Annotated in this window: 14 protein-coding genes; 12 read left to right on the top strand and 2 right to left on the bottom strand. The window is 61.7% G+C overall.

Going from position 1 to position 21198, the window contains the following annotated elements; translation table 11 throughout:
* The 6 genes from waaC (at position 1) to QWI18_RS13880 (ending at position 6007) form a co-directional block, all read left to right on the top strand.
* Positions 1-1065 (top strand): lipopolysaccharide heptosyltransferase I, encoded by a 1065-nt coding sequence (gene waaC / locus QWI18_RS13855; RefSeq protein ID WP_192130984.1) that lies wholly within the window; start codon positions 1-3, stop codon positions 1063-1065.
* Positions 1065-2189 (top strand): glycosyltransferase family 4 protein, encoded by a 1125-nt coding sequence (locus tag QWI18_RS13860; RefSeq protein ID WP_065987855.1) that lies wholly within the window; start codon positions 1065-1067, stop codon positions 2187-2189. The genes waaC and QWI18_RS13860 overlap by 1 nt, the downstream gene beginning before the upstream one ends.
* Complete coding sequence (rfaP, locus tag QWI18_RS13865) at positions 2186-2992, top strand: lipopolysaccharide core heptose(I) kinase RfaP (RefSeq protein WP_369319076.1); 807 nt, start codon at positions 2186-2188, stop codon at positions 2990-2992. Before QWI18_RS13860 ends, rfaP begins: the two co-directional genes overlap by 4 nt.
* On the top strand, positions 2992-3726 hold the full coding sequence (locus tag QWI18_RS13870) for a lipopolysaccharide kinase InaA family protein (RefSeq protein WP_065987853.1): 735 nt from the start codon (positions 2992-2994) through the stop codon (positions 3724-3726). Before rfaP ends, QWI18_RS13870 begins: the two co-directional genes overlap by 1 nt.
* Complete coding sequence (locus QWI18_RS13875) at positions 3723-4478, top strand: lipopolysaccharide kinase InaA family protein (RefSeq protein ID WP_369303899.1); 756 nt, start codon at positions 3723-3725, stop codon at positions 4476-4478. Before QWI18_RS13870 ends, QWI18_RS13875 begins: the two co-directional genes overlap by 4 nt.
* A 77-nt stretch (positions 4479-4555) precedes the next feature.
* Complete coding sequence (locus QWI18_RS13880) at positions 4556-6007, top strand: lipopolysaccharide kinase InaA family protein (protein ID WP_065987851.1); 1452 nt, start codon at positions 4556-4558, stop codon at positions 6005-6007.
* 4 nt (positions 6008-6011) lie between these two features.
* Here the strand turns inward: QWI18_RS13880 and QWI18_RS13885 are convergent, their stop codons facing one another.
* Entirely contained in the window at positions 6012-12059 is a 6048-nt protein-coding gene (locus QWI18_RS13885; protein ID WP_369319077.1) for a DUF6543 domain-containing protein, read from the bottom strand.
* A 658-nt stretch (positions 12060-12717) separates the two neighbouring features.
* On the opposite strand from QWI18_RS13885, the gene QWI18_RS13890 reads away from it, so the two are divergent.
* The 4 genes from QWI18_RS13890 (at position 12718) to QWI18_RS13905 (ending at position 17756) form a co-directional block, all read left to right on the top strand.
* Positions 12718-14475: a carbamoyltransferase gene (locus QWI18_RS13890; protein ID WP_369319078.1), complete on the top strand. Its 1758-nt coding sequence runs from the start codon at positions 12718-12720 to the stop codon at positions 14473-14475.
* The gene (locus QWI18_RS13895) at positions 14459-15589 is read left to right on the top strand and encodes a glycosyltransferase (protein ID WP_065987848.1); all 1131 of its coding nucleotides are present in this window, start codon (positions 14459-14461) and stop codon (positions 15587-15589) included. The genes QWI18_RS13890 and QWI18_RS13895 overlap by 17 nt, the downstream gene beginning before the upstream one ends.
* A 78-nt stretch (positions 15590-15667) precedes the next feature.
* On the top strand, positions 15668-16876 hold the full coding sequence (locus QWI18_RS13900; protein WP_192135390.1) for an O-antigen ligase: 1209 nt from the start codon (positions 15668-15670) through the stop codon (positions 16874-16876).
* Positions 16863-17756: a lipopolysaccharide core biosynthesis protein gene (locus QWI18_RS13905; RefSeq protein WP_369319079.1), complete on the top strand. Its 894-nt coding sequence runs from the start codon at positions 16863-16865 to the stop codon at positions 17754-17756. The genes QWI18_RS13900 and QWI18_RS13905 overlap by 14 nt, the downstream gene beginning before the upstream one ends.
* Here the strand turns inward: QWI18_RS13905 and QWI18_RS13910 are convergent.
* Positions 17725-18366 (bottom strand): lipopolysaccharide kinase InaA family protein, encoded by a 642-nt coding sequence (locus QWI18_RS13910; RefSeq protein ID WP_369319080.1) that lies wholly within the window; start codon positions 18364-18366, stop codon positions 17725-17727. The two genes, QWI18_RS13905 and QWI18_RS13910, sit on opposite strands and share 32 nt — an antisense overlap.
* Before the next feature lie 121 nt (positions 18367-18487).
* On the opposite strand from QWI18_RS13910, the gene msbA reads away from it, so the two are divergent.
* Positions 18488-20308, top strand: coding sequence for a lipid A export permease/ATP-binding protein MsbA (gene msbA, locus QWI18_RS13915; protein ID WP_065987845.1), 1821 nt, complete (start codon positions 18488-18490; stop codon positions 20306-20308).
* A complete protein-coding gene (locus QWI18_RS13920) occupies positions 20302-21198 on the top strand; it encodes a GNAT family N-acetyltransferase (RefSeq protein WP_369319081.1) in 897 nt (298 codons plus the stop codon). Before msbA ends, QWI18_RS13920 begins: the two co-directional genes overlap by 7 nt.

Raw genomic sequence — 21198 nt, forward strand, 5'->3', positions numbered from 1 at the left:
TTGCGGGTACTGCTGATCAAAACTTCGTCACTGGGTGACGTGATCCACACCTTGCCCGCGCTGACCGACGCCATGGGCGCGCTGCCGGGCATCCAGTTCGACTGGGTGGTGGAAGAGGGCTTCTCCGAGATCCCGACCTGGCATCCGGCGGTCGCCAACGTGATTCCGGTGGCGATCCGTCGCTGGCGCAAGAACCTCTGGCAGACCGTCAAGAATGGCGAATGGCGCCAGTTCAAACAGCGCCTGCGCGACACTCGCTACGATCTGGTGATCGACGCTCAGGGCCTGCTGAAAAGTGCCTGGCTGACCCGCTACGTCAAAGCGCCTGTCGCCGGGCTGGGCAAGACTTCTGCGCGCGAGCCCATGGCCGCTCGTTTTTACGATCGCCCCTACGCCGTTGCCCGGGGCCAGCATGCGGTCGAGCGGTTGCGTCAGCTGTTCGGCCAGGCGCTGGGCTATCAGGTGCCTGCGGGACTGGGCGATTACGGCCTTGATCGCAGCCGCCTGCTCACTGCCACACACGACGCGCCCTTCGTGCTGTTCCTGCATGGCACCACGTGGGACACCAAGCACTGGCCCGAGCTGTATTGGCGACAATTGGCCGAACGCATGATCGGCCAAGGACTGGAAGTGCGACTGCCGTGGGGCAACCCGGCCGAGAAGGCGCGTGCCGAGCGCATTGCCGATGGCCTTGATAATGCCGTCGTGTTGCCCAAACTCAATCTGGCAGGGGTGGCTCGCGTACTGGCGAGCGCCCAGGGCTGCGTCGCCGTTGATACCGGTCTTGGTCATCTGGCTGCCGCATTGGACGTACCGACGCTTTCGTTGTTCGGCCCGACCAATCCGGGCCTGACCGGCGCCTACGGCCGGTCGCAGGTTCATCTGGCGGCCGATTACCCCGCCTGCGCGCCGTGCCTGCAAAAGAAATGCACCTACCGACCGACGCCTGAAGATCAGCGTCAGGTCGATACCGAACGCGAGTGGCCCATGTGCTTTACTCGCCTGAATCCCGAGCGGGTAGCGAACCAGTTAGGCGCGCTATTGCTGGCAAAGGAACATCCCTGATGCAACTGGCATTCGTGCTTTATAAATACTTCCCCTTCGGCGGCCTGCAGCGTGACTTCATGCGCATCGCCCTGGAGTGCCAGCAGCGCGGCCATAAAATCCGTGTGTACACGCTGATCTGGGAGGGCGACGTGCCGCCCGGCTTCGAAGTGCTGGTGGCGCCGGTCAAGGCGATCTTCAACCACCGCCGCAACGAAAAGCTCACCGACTGGATGAATGCCGACCTGGCCAAGCGTCCCGTGGACCGGTTGATCGGCTTCAACAAGATGCCCGGTCTGGACGTGTATTACGCCGCCGATGGCTGCTACGAAGACAAGGCCCAGAACCTGCGCCACGGCCTGTACAAATACTGGGGCCGCTACCGTCACTTCGCCGACTACGAACGCGCGGTGTTCGGCAAAGACGCCAAGACCGAAGTGCTGATGATCTCCGAAGTGCAGCAGCCACTTTTCATCAAGCATTACGACACGCCCCTTGCGCGCTTTCATCTGTTGCCGCCGGGGATCTCTCAGGACCGCCGCGCACCGCCGAATGCGGCTGAAATCCGCGCTGAATTCCGTCGCGAGTTCAAGCTGGCCGACGATGACCTGTTGCTCGTGCAGATCGGCTCCGGCTTCAAGACCAAGGGCGTCGACCGCAGCCTCAAGGCGCTGGCGGCGCTGCCTGCTGAACTGAAAAAACGCACGCGACTGTTTGTCATCGGCCAGGACGACCCCAAGGTATTCCAGCTGCAAAGCACGACGCTGGGCCTGGGCGATCACGTCACCTTCATGAAAGGGCGCAGCGACATTCCGCGTTTTCTGTTGGGCGCTGACCTGTTGATTCATCCGGCGTACAACGAAAACACCGGCACCGTGCTGCTTGAAGCGCTGGTGGCAGGACTCCCGGTGCTGGTCAGCGCGGTGTGCGGCTACGCCCATTACATCGCCGAGGCCGACAGCGGTCTGGTGCTCGATGAGCCGTTCGAACAGAACCAGCTCAATCAGTACCTGGCCCGCATCCTCAAGGACGACGCCGCGCGCAGCACCTGGAGCCGCAACGGGCTGACATTCGCCGACACGGCTGATCTTTACAGCATGCCGCAGCACGCTGCGGATGTGATTCTGGCGGAGCACCACGGATGAAACTGATCCTTGCTGAACCCTTCAAGAGCCTCTGGGCCGGGCGCGATGCGTTCGAAGCCGTCGAGGCGCTTGAAGGCCAGGTCTATCGCGAGCTCGAAAACCGGCGCACGTTGCGCACCGAGGTCAACGGGCGCGGTTACTTCGTCAAGATCCATCGCGGCATCGGCTGGGGTGAAGTGGCGAAGAACCTGCTGACCGCCAAACTGCCGGTGCTCGGCGCGGGTCAGGAGTGGGACGCGGTCAACCGTCTGCATGAAGTCGGCGTGCCGACCATGACCGCTGTGGCGTACGGCGAGCGCGGCAACAATCCAGCCACGCAGCATTCGTTCATCATCACCGAAGAACTGGCGCCGACCGAGAGCCTGGAAGACGTCAGCCTCAACTGGCGCACCGAGCCGCCCGAGCCGCGCATGAAGCGCGCGTACATCGCTGAAGTCGCTCGGCTGGTGGGCATGATGCACCGCGCCGGGGTTAATCATCGCGACTGCTACATCTGTCATTTTCTGCTGCACACCGACACGCCGGTCACGCCTGATGATTTCAGGCTCTCGGTGATCGACCTGCACCGCGCCCAGACGCGCCCGGCGATTACCCAGCGGTGGCGCAACAAAGACCTCGCCGCGCTGTATTTCTCGGCGATGGACATCGGCCTGACCCGGCGCGACAAACTGCGCTTTCTCAAGGGCTATTTCCAGCAGCCGCTGCGGCAGATCCTGGCCCAGGAATCGGCGCTGTTGAGCTGGCTTGAAGCCAAGGCCGAGAAGCTCTATCAGCGCAAACTGCGTTACGGGGATGCGCTCTGATGGCGGGTTGGAAGCTGGAGCCTGGCTACGCCGCGCTGACGGACGACTTCGGCACCCTCGACGCCGTGTTCGCCCTCAAAGGCGAGCGGCTGACCCGCGATCCGTTGTCCGAAGTCATCCGCGTCGAACGCGGTGGCGTGAACTACTACGTCAAGCGCTACGTCGCAGCGGGCAAGGGTCTGCGCCGGTATCTGGGACGGCCACGGGTCAAGTCCGAATGGCAGAACCTCAAGCGCTTCGCCAAGTGGGGCATTCCGACGGCAGAAGTCGTCGCCTGGGGCCTGGAGCGCAACGGCGCTGCGTATGATCGCGGCGCGCTGATCACCCGCGAGCTGCCGCGCACCGAAGATTTGTCCGAACTGGCGCGGGTCAACGACACGCGCCTGGACAGCCGTTCATGGGTCAACGGCGTCAGCCAGCAGGTGGCGCGTTACACCCGAACCATGCACGACCATCACTTCACCCATAACGATCTGAAGTGGCGCAACTTGCTGGTGGACGATCAGGCAACGGTGTTCTTGATCGACTGCCCCAACGGGGCGTTCTGGGTCAGCTTCATGCTGCGCTACCGGATCACCAAAGACCTTGCGTGCCTGGACAAGGTGGCTAAATATCATCTGTCGGCCACTCAGCGTCTGCGCTTCTATCTGCAATACCGTGGGCGCGAACGCTTGAACGAATCAGACAAAAAGCGCATCCGCCACATCGTCAGTTTTTTTGAGGGTCGTGAATGAGTGTTTTCATTGCTGACGCCGACAGGGGGCTGCTGGAGCGGCACGGTCTGGCGGACTTCGATGCGTTGTGGAACGTCGAACTCGACGCGGTGGATGAACCCAACACCGGTCGCGGCGGCTGGAGCAGTGTGTTTCGCCTAGAGCTGGAAGGCTCCGGTTATTACCTCAAGCGCCAGAGCAACTACCTGACGTACACCCTGCATCACCCGTTCGGCGAGCCTTCGTTTTCCCGGGAGTTTCGCAACATCAGCCTGTATCAGAAGCTGGGCATTCCGGCGCTGCATGCGGTGTTTTACGCCGACAGGAAAGTCGACGGCGAGCGCCGCGCGATTCTCATGACCCGGGCGCTGGATGGCTGGACAGACCTGGACACGCTGTTGCAGGACTGGCACGAGCGGCCGGCCACCGAGCGTCTGGCGATTCTGCAGGCCTGCGGGCAACTGGCGCGCACGCTGCACAAGGCCGGGCAGGTGCATGGCTGTTTCTATCCCAAGCATATTTTCATGCGTGCGCGGGGCGGCGAGTATATGGCGCAGCTGATCGACCTGGAGAAGACGCGCAAGTCGATCTTCGGCCAGCGCGACCGGGTCAAGGACATCGAGCCTTTGCTACGCCGCGCACCGGTCTGGAACGAGACGGAAATCCGCGAACTGCTCGCCGCTTATCTGCACGCCCCGACCGACAGCGGGCTGGTTGACGCTTGGTGGCAGCGGGTTGCCAAGCGGGGCAGTCACAAGCGCCGTGACCGGTGATTTCCGGTTTTGATGCACACGAGATTCACTGCCTGTCAGATCTGTAATCTGGACAGGCTTGATCAAAGAGGGCGCCGATGCGTTTGTCTGAACTGAAAAACGCCGGTCGCACTCCGGCGCTGCCGATGAACATTGCGCTGGAGGATGCGGCCGGTCCTGCCGAGCTGCAATTGCTCAGCCTGCTGCGCGTCCTGCCCGGGCAACGCTACGTCGGCGCGGGCATCTGGCGCGGACGCACGGTCCTGGCCAAGCTGCTGGTCGGGCCGAAAGCCCCGCGGCATTTCCAGCGCGAGCGCGACGGCGTGCAGGCTTTGGCAAAGCAAGGCTTGCCGACGCCGTTGCTCTTGGCCGACGGGCTGCAGGAAGGTGAGGGCGGCTGGCTGCTGTTCGAGTTTCTGGATCAGGCCGAAAGTCTGGGCGATGCCTGGAAATCGGTGGAAGCGCTGCCGTCGCTGGCCGATGAACAACAGTCGGTGCTCGGCGATGCGCTCGCCGTTGTGGGCCAGATGCACGCCAAAGGCCTGTGGCAGGAAGACCTGCACCTGGACAATCTGCTGCGTCAGGGCTCGACCTTGTACGTGATCGACGGCGCAGGCATTCGCGTCGAGGAAGCCGGCAAGCCGTTGTCGCGGCAAAAAGTGCTGGAAAACCTCGGCGTGTTCTTCGCCCAGTTGCCGAAGTCGCTGGAGCCGTTCACCGAAGAATTACTGGTCTATTACCTGCTGAGCAATGGCGAGCATGGCTTGCCGGTCGAGGCGCTGCAAAAGCAGATCGACAAGGTGCGCAGTTGGCGCTTGCGGGATTACCTGATCAAGATCGGCCGTGAATGCAGCCTGTTCAGCGTCGAAGACGGGCCGTTCGCCCTGCGCGCGATTCGTCGCGAGGAAGTGGCGTCGATGTTGCCGGTGCTGGAAAAGGCCGACGTGCTGGTCGAGGGCGGTCATCTGTACAAGACCGGTGGTGCGGCCAGCGTCGCCAAGGTAGACGTCGCCGGCCGCGAGCTGGTGATCAAGCGTTACAACATCAAGAACCTGGCGCACTGGCTCAAACGTTTCTGGCGACCGTCCCGCGCCTGGCACTCATGGCGCGAAGGCAATCGGCTGCGGTTCCTCGGCATCGCCACGCCCAAACCGCTGGCGCTGCTGGAAAAACGCTTCGTATGGCTGCGCCGAGAGGCGTTCCTGGTCACCGAGTTTCTGCCAGGCCCCGACATCATCGAGCGCTTTGCGCCCTACGTGGCCAGCGGCGATGCGCCGGAAGCCGAGTTGCAGGCGCTGGATCTGTTGTTTGCGCAGTTGATCCGCGAGCGCATCAGCCACGGCGATCTCAAAGGCCACAACGTGTTCTGGCACAATGATCGCTGGTCGCTCATCGATCTGGACGCCATGTGTCAGCATGGCTCCCAGACCTCGTTCGCGGCGGCGTTCGCCAAAGATCGCGCGCGCTTTATGCGCAACTGGCCGGCGGACAGCGCGCTGCACCAATTGCTGGAGCAGCGCATTCCGACGGTTTCAAAAGCGCCGGACTGACCCGTCAGCTCACGTGATTGAGGTTCATCTCCACCAATGCGTCGATCAGGGCCTGCACGTCATCGAACGGCTGACGATTGACCTGCGGCCATGACTCGCGCTCGACGTAGGCTTTGCCCGCGGTATTGAAGCGCACCGGCGTGTGCTTGAGCGTGCGGTCCCTTGAGCGATGCACGATCGTTGGCCGCAAGGCCACGGATTCGTCGAGCAGGAACATGCCCGGACTGTGCAATCTGCCGCCCACCGGGGTCGCGAGTTGAGGTCGCGCGGGCAGTTCGATCTCCACGCGGAAGTCATTCTTCACCAGCACCGGCTCGTGTCCCAGCCCCGCAGCGACCTGTTCGCCCGGATCGATCATGATGCCGCGCGCCTTGCCCGGGGCCACGTCCATCACCCGCACGCCAATCCCTTGCTCCAGTTCAGCGATGCCCGGCACGCTGTTCTTGAACGTATTGGCATGGCTTTCACCCACCAGGGCAATCCACTTGTGTGGCCCCATCACCTGCTGGTGCTTGCGTATCGTACGAGACGCAAAATAGCTGAGCACCTGTTGGCGCGTGGTGTTGGAGCTGCTCGGCAGATGGCGGATGAAATAGCTGGCGGTGCAGTCGATGGCACGGATTTCAATGCCGTGCCGCTTGGCCTGAATCACCAGGTTCTCAAATGAGTAGGCGCCAGTTGGGTCTGTCAGAAATGTTCTGTCCATGTGCTTGAGGTCGTGCAGCAGACGTTTGCTCATCAGCCCGGTTTCAGCGAAGCGATCAAGATCGGCTTGGTGGAGGTCGGTCAACAGGTGCTCCATGTACAGCGTGCGCACGTCCTGGCGCGCCAGATGTTCCATGTTGTCGAGGATGAAGCGCTTGCTGGCGCGTGCCGAATGGGATTCCCCGATGACCACGCCGGACGTGTTCTCGTACAACTCTTCGATGAACATGCTTAACGGCGTGTCGGCTTTTACTTCAGGCAACATCACGCGCTCAGGCAGGGCGAGGTTGAGCACCGAGCGCGCGTCTTTTTGCAGCGTATTCGCCAATTCGAAGAACCGTTCACGCACCTCGATCAAATGACTTTCGATGAAAGAGTAATCAGGATTCAGGCCTCTGTGACGGAAGTGAGCAAGGTCATGGAAGATGCTCTGCATGTCGCCAGGCAGTTGATAGCGGTCATCGATCAGTGACTGCTGAATGGCGCCCAGAGGATAGTCGCTGCTCCAGTTCGCCGCCTCGGCGCGGGTCCAGTAACCGGCCGGATTCCATTCAAAGCCGTGCTCGCCGATGTACGGGTTTACCTCGCTTCTGCGATGGGAAACGATGGCGCGGCGGTTAGGGTCCAGGCCCCACTCCATGGGCGAGCGTCGTTCGAAAAAGCTGTAAAGCGCGTCGTCCAGTGACGTGCCGGCCGGACTGTCGGGCGACGATGCGCCGGCCACGTTGTGGACAGTCGGGTTGCCGATCTGCACTTTGAAATCTGCGCGCGAGGCAGCGCTGCTGATAACGGCATCGCTGTCCAGGGATATCTGGGGTGGTGTGCCCACCGGTACGTCTTCGACGCGCACGCTGAGTACGCCTTGCAGTTCACTGATACCCGGCTGTTGCTGCCAGGTGTTGGCGGTGCGGTGGTCGAGCAGCGCGATCCAGCGCCTGCCAGGATGCGTCTGCACGTCGCCACTGATCACTTTGTGACCAAAGAAAACCGCCATCTTTTGCGGCGCAAGGGCGTCACCAGCAGCGGACGCCACTTCGTTATCGGCGTAGTCATAGCTGACCGAGGAGCTGAACGGCCGAACGTCGATGCCGTTTCGATGGGCCGCTTTGATCAGATGGTAGTAGTCGTATCGGTCGCTGCCGTTCTTGAGTGCGCCCTCATTCACGGTCTCCAGATAATGCTTGAGCATGTGGGAGCCGCTGCGCGTCTTGCTGCCGAGCGCTTTGTATTTCTGCAGCTTGTGCGTGTGCTGGTCGGTCTGCAGATGCTCGATGTACAGCACCTCGACCTTGCGCTCTGCCAGCAACGGCATGTTGTCGATCAGCAGTTGCTTGCTGGCAATGGACGTCGGTGCCTCACCAATCACCAGGCCGCTCGATTTCTCAAGTACTGCATCAAAGAAGCCCTGGGTCGTCACGCCATCTGCGAGCACTGGCAGCTCGGGTTTGCCGGGGAGGGGCGGCTGCTCGAAGAACGCTTTCGCATCGCGGTACAGATTCTGGCGCAGGGTCCTGTAGGTCGAGCGACCGCCCTGGAAAATGTCGTCGAAAAACTCATGCAGACCAAACGGGCCTTCTTCAAAGTGTTCAGCCTGCTTTGGGCTGACGATGCCGAAGACGTAGGGCTGCAGCGATTCCGGCATTTCGTAATCGCTCAAGTCACCCACCGCCGTGGAGGGGCCTGCCGGGGTTTCGTCCAGCCGGCGGAATGAAGGCAGAACGCCGCCGCGCAACCGCGCTGGCTCAAGCAGTTGCCAGTGCCCCTGGCTGTTGAGGCGCACCGTTTGGCGGCCAAAGAAGGCGAACGGGTTACGCGGATCGACGATCTGCCAAATGGCGAGCCGGGCGTCGTACTGGACCTGGTAGGTCTGGCCCTGCAGGGAAATGTAGCAATTCCCGCGAACGACGCTGACACCCTGCCCGTGCGGACGGGTCAGAGGCACGGCGTCCGCCAGAGAGACATCAACGGCGTGAAGCGGATGGACGAGTGTGTCTGCGGCGCGCACCGGCGGGTTGTCCTGCTGCAAGGCTCTCCACACACCGGTCACATCGGTTTGCGCATAACGCCCGGTGGGCTGAAGCGTTTCGGGGATCAGCGCGCGGGTTCTGTGGAGCGGAACGTGGCGGTTGGCAGATTGTGGCGGGGCCCAGAAGAGTTCGTTCTCCACCACGACCGGCTGCAGCGTTTCATCGGTGGCCTGGGCAACCGACCGGGCATACCTGCCGCCCGCATTTTGGTCGGTCAGGTCTTTGAGCACGCCGCCCAATCCTTTCATTCCCGAGTGCAGATCGCCCGCAGCGCCCGCCGTGTTCAGCCAGGCGCTGAGCACGTAGAAGCTGGCGGTCGCGTGATCCCGCTCGTCGAGGGCTTGCAGTGCGCGATAGCCGTCAGCGCCCGCGATGACCATGCCGACGGCAAAGCTGGCAGGGGGGAAAGGCAAGGTCACCGCGGTCGCGATCAGCTCCAGGCTGCTCCAGACCTGTCGGCAGAGCATGTCGGCACGACCGGTCGTGGTGTCCTCGACATCGCGGATCTTGCGCTCGATGACGTGGTTGAAGCACACCTCGTGGAGGTTGCTGAACGGCTTGCTCGGCAACGCAGGTTTGTGACCGCCGCCTTTCTTCAGTTCAGCCAGGGCAAATGCCAGCGGCATCCCGGCCTTCACACTGGCGCGCTTCAAGTAGTAGTCGCCCATGCCCGGGCTCAGCAGGGTGTTGCTGAAAGTACTTAGCAGTCGGAAGGCGCGGCCATCGGGCGCCTGAGGCGTATACAGCATTACCTGCCCCAGCGTGCTCGCCTCGGGCGGTGTTAGCAGGAAACAGCCTTGAATGGTCTCGGCGCGTGAGGCGACGCCCATCACGTTCACATTCAACTTCAGTGGATAGACGGGGTAGTGCAGGCGCTCCGCGGGGCTGCCCTGATGCATGTTGAGAATGGAAGTGCTAAGCCAGCGCAGTTGTGAAGCGTCGATGTGTCCCTGAAGAAAACCGCGCAGCGCGTCAGCGCGCATTTGCAGCTGTGTCAGCACCAGACTGTGTTGACGGCGCCAGTCATAACCCTCGCTGTCGGGCGCCAGCAGTTGCTGACGAATCATCGTGATGTACTGATCGGACAACCACTGGCCACGAACCGAACCGGCGACTTTCTCCGGACTCAGTGGCGTAAGGTCGACGCCCTCGGGGCCGCTGAAGGTGGCGGTGGTGTCGGCAGACGGCTTGAGCAGCCCAAGCGTGTCGTCGTAACCGTCGCGCAGCATCTGGGTGTAGGACAGGGTTTCGCGGGGCGTATGAATGATGATTCGGTCAGGGTCCACCGTGGCGGGCGGCAGACCAAGTAGCTCGTTGATCTTGCGGGTGGCTGTCTGATGGGCGTAGGCGTCGAACTCGGTCACCTGCGTGTGCGGAGCGGCCTGATAGATTTCACCTGCACCCACAATCGCATCTTCCAGTGCTACCAGTTGCCTGCGGTGTTCGGCGGAGGCTCGCAGGAACCAGTCAGGCGTGTGCAGCCGTTGTTCGGACAGTTTCACCTTTACCCGTGCCGACACCAGTGCCCGCAAACCGGCGTTGTAATCGGGCAGGGTCGCGTAGCTGATCCAGTCCTGAGCCGGCGCCGGTTTTTCGCTCAAGTCGCGCAACTGGTCTTCCAGGGCTTCGCGTCTGCCGACGGTGATCTGCTCCAGCAAGAATCGACTCAGATCTGCGGACCGACTCCAGCTCACGAGTTCGCCCAGCAATTGGCGTTCGTTCTCGAAGCGGTAAAACTGCCGAGGCAGTGGGCTGTCCGGGGTAAACATCAGCAACCCGTCCGACTGCCCCGAGGCATCGAGCGTACGCAACAGCAGCACGCTGCTCAGGGTATCGTGCACATTCAGCTTGATCTGCTGAACGGCCACTGCGGGGTTTCTCGGCGCGACGGTGTCCGGATTCAGTGCCTCGATGAGGGCCAGATCGGAGGGCTGAATGTGCCCTTGCAACTCCGCACCGCGGGCTTGGGCGATGAGTTGATGATGCATGGCCTCGGCCATCAGACGCTGGGTGGTCGGCGAGCCGAGGGATTCGCGTTGCGCGGGCCCGAATCGGATCCGCAGGTCCTGCTCGTTGACGACGTCGGCGAGGTAGGCCGGCGTCAGGGCACTGTATTCAGGCTCAAGCGGCTGGCCGTTGCGGGTCAGGCGGGTGCTCATCTGGAATGCCGAACCTGGCGTTGCATCGCCCGGGTGCAGGCCGTAAAGCGCCAGCTTCGTCAGCGTACGGCTGGCTGTGAAGGGTGTACCGGTGATGGGGAGTGTTCGTTGGGTGCTGATCAGGATGTCGTCAGGATTGACGTCGATACCCAAGTCATTGGCCAGTCGCGCGCGCAGACGGCTGCGTGCGAACTGCTCCGGGGACGCGGCACCGTCCATGACGCTCATCAACACGCTGCGCGCGCGCTCGTAATTCATCAGGCCCGAGGCGTAACGCTCCCGCTGCTCGGTGCTGGCCATTTCCAGCCAGCCGGGGCGTGCGCGGCGTTGATCGCGGTGGGCGCGACGTTCCTCGGCAGCGGCAATCGCGCCGTCGGGGCCCCAGGATTTCGGCTGGTGGAGCAGGTCTTCAAGTCGGGCCTGAAGGGTTTGATGCGACAGGTTGTGGGCGGTCGCGAACAGCGCGTCAATGTCCACACGCTGCCTGGCCAGCAGGCGATCAAAGGCATGGTCGTAGGGCGAGCCTTTGATGGGCTTCAGTTGAAAGTCCGAAGGCTGGGCCGGTTCCAGAAAGACATCGCCCCCAGATGAGATCTCGAGCCAGGCGTCGCGCGTGCTGTCTTGCATCAGGCGCAGGAGGGGCAACCGCAGAAGTGGGTGGTTGGTTCGACGGGCGAGCTCATGGCGCAATGCCTCGTTCGACACGAAGCATTCGACGGCTTGTCCGGGCAACCAGAGCAGCGTGTGCCCCGGTTGGGCGGTCGCAACGATCGCTCCGGCGAATTCGATGCTGCGCTGTGCATCGAGCTGGAGCTCAAGTGCGCTGAACACGACATGCTCCCGAGCCTCCATGCCTGGCAGGCAGTGCGCATAGTCGCGGTGCAGTTCGCCTTCTTCGATGTTCAGCAGCAGGTCATCACGCAGGGTTAATTCGATGCAAGTCACGAACAGCTCGCGGCGCGAAATGTCACGGGCGCTGGCGTGGGCCCAAAAGCGCTCGATGGTCGAGAGCAACAACCTTTGGTGCGCCGCGCTCAGCGGCAGGGGCAGGGTATTGAGGCAAGCCTCTGCATCCGGAAGATGCTGGAGCTCGGCGTCGAGTACGGTGGCCAGCGTCGTCAGCCGATCCAGCGCCGGCGGGTTGGGTGAAAATGTTTCCATGGCGTTAAGCATTCCTGAGTGAGCTCTGCGCAAAATGGCAGGCGCGAGCCGGGCGAGAGCCCGATGATTCGTCGAGCGATCAATCAATCAGAACGCCGGAGCGTGTGGTGCTAAATAGTTAACGCACGGGATGAGGAGCGAACCTGTAGGCCCGCCTCCAGCCGCGAAGGCGCCGGGTGTCACACCGCAGAATCGAGGGTGTCAATGCGGGCCTCTTCCCGGCTAAAGCCGGTCCCACTAGGACAGTGAGTTCAGTCAGTGAGATGGGCGAACGCGGACGTAGGACCGGCTTCAGCCGGGAAGGCGTCGGGTGTCACACCGCAGAATCGAGGGTGTCAATGCGGGCCTGTTCCCGGCTAAAGCCGGACCCACTAGGACAGTGAGCTCAGTCAGTGAGATGAGCGAATGCGGACGTAGGACCGGCTTCAGCCGGGAAGGCGTCGGGTGTCACACCGCAGAATCGAGGGTGTCAATGCGGGCCTCTTCCCGGCTAAAGCCGGTCCTGCGCATGCATCGCGCGGCACTTCATTCCCTGCGACCACTTCCAGAGCCATTACGCTATAATCCCGCCCTTTAGCTGTCTGCCGCCGTGGCGCCAGACACACCTTATTTGTCAGGCGCGTGATGCCTGCATGCAGACTTAAGAGGCTAGACCCTAGTGGCATTGACGATCCTTGGCCTGTCCGGCGCCCTTAGCCATGATCCTTCCGCAGCCCTGTACATCGACGGCAAGCTGGTTGCTGCGGCCGAAGAAGAGCGTTTCGTTCGCGACAAGCATGCCAAGAACCGCATGCCCTATGAATCAGCGAAGTTCTGCCTCGAACAAGCGGGCATCAAGCCTTCCGATGTCGACGTCGTCGCCATTCCTTTCGCGCCCATCAGCCTGTTCGGCGAAGCGCGCTGGCACTACGCCAAACGCTACTGGTATGCCCCGGACCGCGCACTCGACGCGATCCTGATGGGCAACCGCCGCTACAAGCGCTATCGCAACAAGATCGTCTGGTGCCTGGAACAACTCGGTTTCGATCCGAAAAAGATCAAGATCGAACCCGTCGAGCACCACCTGGCTCACGCATCGAGCGCTTATCACTGCTCCGGTTTCCAAGAGAAAACCGCGATCCTCGGCATCGACGGCAAGGGCGAGTACGCCACCACGTTCTTCGGCTACGGCGAAAACGGCAAGATCCACAAGATCAAGGAATTCTTCGATCCGGATTCCCTCGGCGGCCTGTATGGCGCGATCACCGAATTCCTCGGTTTCGAGATGCTCGACGGCGAATTCAAAGTCATGGGCATGGCGCCGTACGGCGACGCGACCAAATACGATTTCTCCCGTCTGGCCACCTTTGAAAACGGCGAACTGGTGATCAACACCGAATACGCCAACGTCATCGGCCTGCGCCGTTACAAAGAGAAGGGCAAAGGCTTCTACTTCTCGCCGAAACTGATCGAGTGGCTGGGTCCCAAGCGCGAAGGCGACATCGCCGACGAGCCGTACATCCATTACGCCGCCAGCATGCAGGCGCTGTTCGAGAAGCTGTCGCTGCAGATGATCGATCATTATCTGGGGGACATCCTCAAGGAAACCGGCAAGCTCGCCTTTGCCGGCGGCTGTGCCCTGAACGTGAAGCTGAACCAGAAAATCATCGCGCGCCCTGACGTCAAAGAGCTGTTCGTTCAGCCGGCGTCGGGTGATGCCGGCACTGCTGTGGGTGCTGCCGCCTACGTTTCCCACGCCCGCGGCGTGCCGGTCGAGAAGATGGAACACGTCTACCTCGGCCCGTCCTACAGCAACGAAGACGTGATCGCCGCCTGCGCCCGCCACCCGAGCAAGCCGGCCTGGCGCCAGATCGACAACACTCCCGAGCGCATCGCCAAGATCATGGTCGCGGGCAATCCGGTGGCCTGGTTCCAGGGCCGCATGGAGTTCGGCCCACGCGCCCTCGGTGGTCGTTCGATCATCGGCTGCCCGAGCGTTGCCGGCGTGGCCGATCGCATCAACCATCAGATCAAGTTCCGCGAGCGCTGGAGGCCGTTCTGCCCGTCGATGCTCGACACCGTCGCCCCGCAGATGATCAAGATCGATCACCCGGCGCCGTTCATGACCTTCACTTTCGAAGTGGCGGAAGAGTGGAAAACCCGTGTGCCGGAAGTCGTCCACGAAGACGGTACGTCCCGCGCCCAGGTGCTCAAGCGCGAGTACAACCCGCGTTACTACGACATGATGAAGGCGCTCGAAGACCTGACCGGCAACGGTGTCTCGCTCAACACGTCGCTCAACCGCCGCGGCGAGCCAATGATCTGCTCGCCGACCGACGCGCTGAACATGTTCTTTGGCTCGGATCTGGAGTACCTGATCATGGAAGACATTCTGGTGGTCAAAGACGGCGTGGACACCCATGACGCGCTCAGCTGAGCGTCATGTTTTACAGTTCTGCCACGGCTATGACGGGCCGTTCCTCGACTGCGCCCGTCAATACGCCAGCCTGTTCGTGGGCAGGGGATACCGGGTCACCACGGTATTTCTGACCGGCGCCGCCGATGCCGACGTTGCAGCCAGCTGCGCGTCGGACGAAGTGCTGTTCATGGAGTACAGCTCCAAAGCCATTGGTGGCATGAAGGTGGGAGCCATTCGCGATCTGCGCAAGATCGCGGCGTCGCGCAGCTTTCAGTTTTGCATCACCCACCGTTTCAAGCCGACCTACATCGCCCTCGTCGCGACTCGCTTGCCGGTGATCGGTGTTCATCATGCGTTTGGTGATTACCGGCGCCGCAGCCGCAAGGTGCTGGCTAACCTGTTCCGCTCCCGTTTGAGCCTGCTCGGCGTGTCTGATGCCGTGCGCGATGACATACGCAAATGCCTCCCCAAGTGGCCGGCCGAGCGTATCCAGACCCTCTACAACCGCATCGATGTCGATCAGCTCAGCGCTACGCTGCTGTCCCGCGAAGAGGCCCGCGACGCATTGGGCCTGGCGCAGGAGGCGTGGGTGGTGGGCAATGTCGGTCGGCTGCACCCTGACAAGGACCAGTCGACGCTCCTTCGCGGTTTCGCCCAGGCGTTGCCCGACCTGCCCGCTGACAGCCAGCTGGTGATTCTCGGTCAGGGCCGACTGGAGCAAGACCTCAAGCACCTGGCAGTCGAGCTGGGCATCGGCCACGAGGTCATGCTGGCGGGGCAAGTGACCCAGGCCAGCCGCTACTTCAAGGCCTTCGACGTATTCGCGCTGAGTTCCGATCACGAGCCCTTCGGCATGGTCTTGCTCGAAGCCATGGTGGCCGGTGTGCCGCTGCTGGCCACAGCCTGTGGCGGCGCGAAGGAAGTCGTCGAAGGCGTGGGCATTCTGTTCCCCCTGGGCGGTGCCGAGCCGTTGGCTCAAGGGCTGGTACATCTTTCGCGGATGGACGCCGAACTGCGCCAGTCCTGCGCGGATGCGATGCTGCAGCGGCTGCGCGACCGTTTCAGCGACGAGGCGGTAAAAGCGGTTTTCTGGCAGCTGCCGCAAGTCGTCGCGCTCACTTCGGAAACCTGATTTCACTCGAACCGCTGGCAGCCATTGGCCTCTGATAGCAATGAACACCCGGCTGCATAGCACAGGATATGGATTGGAATGGTTGTAAAAAATTTGCCGGCACGTGCGGGGTACATTGCAGGTTTACTGCTTGCAGTGGTGATGCTGATCATATTTCTCGGGCCGTTCTGGTGGCCCGGTGAGTCAAGTTCCTGGGCTGCGTTCATTCGCGCGGCGCTGGTCATTGCCTTGCTCTGCGCCGCGCCGGCGCTGAGTCGGCGGTCATTTTCAGTCAGTCCGCTGACGTATACCGTCCTGCTACTGTTCGCCTATCTGCTGATCAACAGCCTCCTGGCCGACGACGACATGAAATCCCTGCGCCGGCTTCTGCTCATTCTCGTGTTTTTCATCGGCGTTGGCGTGATACGGGCGAGCGGCACCTTCGACTGGGAAAAAATCCTCAAGATCTCGGTGGCGGTGGTCGCCCTGTTCGCCGGGTTTTCGATGCTCAATCTCGCCATTCACGGCGCCTTTGTTCTGGGCTATCGGCAGATGTCACTGGCCGGCTCGGGCGTGACCGATGTGGCCGACTTCGGCAACACCATCGTTGCCGGCATGAACTACGGCTTGTTTCTGCTGGCCGGGGTCTGGCTGACGCTACGTTCACGGCGTCGTGCCGAAATCGCTCTCTGGTTGCTGTGCTGCGCCCTTATTGCCACCTACATCTACTTCACGTTCGCGCGCAGCGCCTGGCTGGCTTCATCGGTCGGCGGTCTGGTGCTGCTCGGCACCATGACCAGCGGCAAACTGCGCCGCAACATTCTCATCCCGGCGGCTATCGTCATCGCGCTCGTGCTCATATTCGGCTTCAGCGAGCTGGCGTACGAAGTGCAGACCCGCGGCGTGACGGGGCGCAACGAAGTCTGGCTGGCGGTGTTCGAGCGACTGGCCGGGCACTGGTGGTTCGGGGTTGGCGCCGGTACGCCGCTGGGGGAAGTTCACCTTTCCACCGGGCAAATCGTACGCAATACCCACGGCCTGTATTTCGAGGTGCTCTACCAGTTCGGCATCGTCGGTCTGGCGCTGCTGCTGGCGACAATGCTGCACGCCGGCGCTTGTCTGGCGCGAGCGCGTAAGACCTCGGAGACCGCCCGGCTCTGGCTGGCGATCCTCTGCGCCGGTGGCGTGGTGATGACGGTCGAGCTGCACACTTTCGTTGGGTCACCCAATCTGGTGTGGGAATGGCTCTGGCTGCCGCTGGCCGGCGCCGTGGCGATCTCCCGGGAGGCGCGGCGTGCTGAGGGTTGAAGCGCGGGGCGAGCAATGCTGGCTGGTAGGGCATGATCTGGAAATTTGCCTGCAGGACTTCGCGCATTCACGGCGTTCTGTCACAGGGCCGGTGCTGCTGCTGGCGTCCGGACCCTCGGCGAACGAGTTCCCGCTTCACAATTACCGGAGCCTGCCGGTTGTCGCCATGAACGGCTCGATCGTGCGCTGTGTCGACGAGGGCATACGGCCTTTCTATTACCTGTGTGACGATCCGAATTTCGTCATCGGGCGGCCGGCGCTCGCACTGATGGGGGTCAGCCATGGCGAGCATCTGGCGATGAGCCTTGATGTGCTTCAGGCGATTCACGCGGCTGACGCCACTGCCCTGAACGGCAAAAAGATCTATCTGCTGGAGCGGGTCAATCGCCAGGAAGGCAAGGCCGTCATGTCAGATCGAGCCTATGCGTGGTCTATCCGTAACGACGATGAGCTGATCTCGAACTTCTCCCTGCTGCGTCGCAAGCCCAACCGTATCGGCTTCAGCCTGAACCTCAAACGAGGCTATTTCGGCAGCCGGACCATTCCTTTCGGCGCCTTGCAGCTGGTCTGTCATCTGGGGTTTCGTCAGGTGTTTGTGATCGGAATGGACCTGCGTCAGGGTGGGGGGCGCTTTTACGAGAAGGGAGAAGCGGCTTTGCCCAGCAGCCTGGACGAGGATTTCGAGCAGTACATCCTGCCAAGCTTCGCGCTGATGGCTCGCAGGATTCTTCCCCGAACCGGCATGCAGGTGTTCAACCTATCCCGCGTCAGCCGCATGCCGGAGCGGGTGATTCCCAAAATCACCCTGCAGCGCCTCGACGAACTGCTGGGCGTCCAATCCGACGCCTCTACGCAAACAGCGCCTGCAAACGCGCCGTAAAGTGCGCGCTCCGGCCTTTTGCATAAGCCGAAATAAAGGCCACGCCCGCGTCGCTTTCCACCAGCCACGCGCGATCTTCCTTGTAGCGGAGCAGGTGTTGGAAATTGCGCAGCCGCTTCGAGTCGCTCAACGTCCTGCGCTGGCACTTCATGTCAGAGATATCGATCAGCCCCAGTTTTGACTCGGGGGTGAGGATCACGTTGCCCAGATGCAGCGAGCGGAAATAAACACCTTGATCGTGCAAGCGGGCGATGAACGCACCCAGCTCAGCCCGCAGTGGCGCGCTTTCACCGTGCTCTTTCAGCACCTGGCGGATGGTCAGGCCGGGGAGCGGCGTGTAGCGCACGCCGTCGCGGCTGATGCTGGCAATTCGGTAGGTGGCGATGACGTCCGGGCAGGGAATGCCGCGCTTTTTGAGGGCCTCGATGTTGTCGGCGAAGCGTTGCGCGTAGGGAAACAGCAAGGCCGAGCTGATCAGGCGCTTGCGGCGGAACAGTTTGAGAATGGTGCCGTCCTCAAGCAACAGAACCTTGTCACCGGATCCGTCCGCTTCGAGCACGGTGGCGTTTTCTCGCAAGGCCAGATAGGCGCTGTGTTCCATTGGGTGCATCGGCATACTTACCTGAACAAATGCGGCATGTTACCCGAGTCGGCCCCGCTTGGGTCGCAGCAGGGGTCGACAAATATGGGTTGTGCTACCATGCCCGCCTAATTTTTTCGTGCGGATTCCCATGAGCAGTCCTGATCCTCAAGCTAAAACGACCCTGGCGATTTACTTTCGTCTATTGACCTATGTGCGGCCGTATATAGGCCTTTTCTGCTTGAGCATTGTCGGCTTTCTTATCTTTGCGTCCACCCAGCCGATGCTCGCCTACATCCTCAAATACTTCGTGGATGGCCTGGCCAATCCCGAAGCCAGCCTGTTCCCCGGCAACCCTTATATTGGCCACCTGCAATTGCTGCAGGCGGTGCCGCTAATGATCGTGCTGATCGCGGCGTGGCAAGGTGCCGGCTCGTATCTGGGCAACTTCTTCCTGGCCCGCGTCTCCCTCGGGCTGGTCCATGACCTGCGCGTCGTGCTGTTCAACAAATTGCTCACGCTGCCCAACCGCTTCTTCGACAACAGCAACTCCGGGCATCTGATCTCGCGCATCACCTTCAACGTGACCATGGTCACCGGCGCTGCCACCGACGCGATCAAAGTCGTGATTCGTGAAGGCATGACGGTCATCTTCCTGTTCGGCGCGCTGCTGTGGATGAACTGGAAACTGACCCTGGTGATGCTGGCGATACTGCCGCTCATCGCGGTCATGGTGAACAGCACCAGCAAGAAATTTCGCAAGCAGAGCAAGAAGATTCAGGTGGCGATGGGCGACGTGACTCACGTGGCGTCCGAGACCATTCACGGCTATCGCGTGGTCCGCAGCTTTGGCGGCGAAGACTACGAAAAGGCCCGCTTCGAAAAGGCCAGCCGCAGCAACACCAAGAAGCAACTGGCGATGACCAAGACCGGTGCCGTCTACACGCCGATGCTGCAATTGGTGACCTACAGCGGCATGGCCATCGTGATGTTCCTTGTCCTTTATCTGCGCGGCGATTCCTCGGCGGGCGATCTGGTGGCCTACATCACCATGGCCGGCCTGCTGCCCAAGCCGATCCGCCAGCTGTCCGAAGTCAGTTCCACCATCCAGAAGGGCGTCGCCGGTGCGGAGAGCATCTTTGAGCAACTGGACGAGCAAACCGAACAGGACCTGGGCACGGTAGAGCGCGACAAGGTTTCCGGCCGTCTGGAGGTCAAGAACCTTACGTTCACCTACCCGGGCACGGAAAAACGCGTGCTGAACGACGTCAGTTTTGTCGCCGAAGCCGGCCAGATGGTCGCGCTCGTGGGTCGCTCAGGTAGCGGCAAATCCACGTTGGCGAGCCTGATCCCGCGTTTCTACGATCATGTGCAGGGCCAGATCCTCCTTGATGGCGTCCAGACTCAGGATTACACCCTGCGCAGCCTGCGCCGACAGATCGCCCTGGTGAACCAGAACGTCACGCTGTTCAACGACACCATCGCCAACAATATCGCGTATGGCGATCTGGCGGGCGTGCCGCTGGAAGAGATCAAAAAAGCCTCGGCCGATGCCTATTCCGATGAGTTCATCGACAAACTGCCTCAGCAGTATCAGACCCTCGTTGGCGAGAACGGCGTGCTGCTGTCCGGTGGCCAGCGTCAGCGTCTGGCAATTGCCCGCGCGCTGCTGAAAAATGCGCCGCTGCTGATTCTCGACGAAGCGACTTCAGCGCTGGATACCGAGTCCGAGCGCCACATCCAGAAGGCGCTGGAAAAAGTCATGCAGGGCCGTACCACGCTGGTCATCGCCCACCGCCTGACCACCATCGAAAAAGCCGACGTTATTCTGGTGATGGACGAAGGCCGTATCGTTGAGCGCGGTTCCCATGCCGAACTGCTGGCGCTGAACGGCTACTACACGCGCCTGCATGCCAAACAGTTCGAAGAAGACGAGCCTGTCGAAATCGATCGGGCAGTCGATGCATGCTGAGTCACTTGCGCGCATGGCGTGAGCGAGGCTGGACACCGATCGATGCATCGACCTACGCCACCGCGTGGCAGCAGTTTGGCGGAAGCGTTGCCACGCACCCGCAGGTGATCGAGCGTCTGGCCGGTTTGGCGGATATTCCGGTTCGGTATCTGGGTTGGCTGCAGGACGGCAACGTTGTCGCTGCGGTCGCCTGCTGGGGCCGAGATCTGGCGCTGGCTAAAAAGGTGCTCAAGCAGCGTGATCGGCGGGTCTTCGATCTGGGCAATGCAGAGATCATTCTGCCGGTTGCCCCTGGGGTGACAGTGCCAGTGCGCCAGCGCATGAGCTATGTGTCGGAGTTGAACGCCGGCCAGATCGACACCCTCAAGCCGCAAGCCGAGAGCCTGGCGATCGCCCGCGCGCCCGAGGACTATTCCAAGAAATTCCGCTACAACCAGCGTCGCGAGCAGCGGTTGCTTGAGGAGGCGGGCGGGGTCGTGCAGCCGATGCTGGACTTCACGTCCGAGGAACAAGCGCGCATTTACTCAAGCCTGTTTCATGCCCGCTGGGGCTTCGACGTACCGGGCAAGGATCACTTGGCCAAGGTGTTCGAGCTGATGCGCGAGTTCATGACCGGCTCGATGATCCTGCTGGAGGGCAAGCCCATTGCCGCTCAGGTGCTGTACAGGGTCGAGTCGCCGCATTGGGTGTCGGTGGAATACATCAACGGCGGTGTGGATCCGGCCCATCAGGCGCTGAGCGCCGGCAGCGTGCTGAGCTTCGTCAACACGCAGAACGCCTGGGCTGACGCGAGGGCGGTGAACAAGCCATTGCGCTATTCCTTCGGCCGCTCCGATCGTGAATACAAAGACCGCTGGTGCCAGACGGTGCCTGTCTACAAGGTTGGATGA

Source organism: Pseudomonas sp. W2Oct36 (genome assembly GCF_041060465.1).
In the GTDB taxonomy this organism is placed as follows: domain Bacteria; phylum Pseudomonadota; class Gammaproteobacteria; order Pseudomonadales; family Pseudomonadaceae; genus Aquipseudomonas; species Aquipseudomonas graminis_B.

What these genes read in the sequence shown, in the direction of transcription:
- QWI18_RS13910 (WP_369319080.1), bottom strand. Translation starts at nt 18,366, where the DNA reads ATGCACCCAATGGAACACAGCGCCTATCTGGCCTTGCGAGAAAACGCC.
- QWI18_RS13885 (WP_369319077.1), bottom strand. Translation starts at nt 12,059, where the DNA reads ATGGAAACATTTTCACCCAACCCGCCGGCGCTGGATCGGCTGACGACG.
- QWI18_RS13860 (WP_065987855.1), top strand. Translation starts at nt 1,065, where the DNA reads ATGCAACTGGCATTCGTGCTTTATAAATACTTCCCCTTCGGCGGCCTG.
- QWI18_RS13870 (WP_065987853.1), top strand. Translation starts at nt 2,992, where the DNA reads ATGGCGGGTTGGAAGCTGGAGCCTGGCTACGCCGCGCTGACGGACGAC.
- QWI18_RS13920 (WP_369319081.1), top strand. Translation starts at nt 20,302, where the DNA reads ATGCTGAGTCACTTGCGCGCATGGCGTGAGCGAGGCTGGACACCGATC.
- QWI18_RS13875 (WP_369303899.1), top strand. Translation starts at nt 3,723, where the DNA reads ATGAGTGTTTTCATTGCTGACGCCGACAGGGGGCTGCTGGAGCGGCAC.
- rfaP (WP_369319076.1), top strand. Translation starts at nt 2,186, where the DNA reads ATGAAACTGATCCTTGCTGAACCCTTCAAGAGCCTCTGGGCCGGGCGC.
- QWI18_RS13880 (WP_065987851.1), top strand. Translation starts at nt 4,556, where the DNA reads ATGCGTTTGTCTGAACTGAAAAACGCCGGTCGCACTCCGGCGCTGCCG.
- msbA (WP_065987845.1), top strand. Translation starts at nt 18,488, where the DNA reads ATGAGCAGTCCTGATCCTCAAGCTAAAACGACCCTGGCGATTTACTTT.
- QWI18_RS13895 (WP_065987848.1), top strand. Translation starts at nt 14,459, where the DNA reads ATGACGCGCTCAGCTGAGCGTCATGTTTTACAGTTCTGCCACGGCTAT.
- QWI18_RS13900 (WP_192135390.1), top strand. Translation starts at nt 15,668, where the DNA reads ATGGTTGTAAAAAATTTGCCGGCACGTGCGGGGTACATTGCAGGTTTA.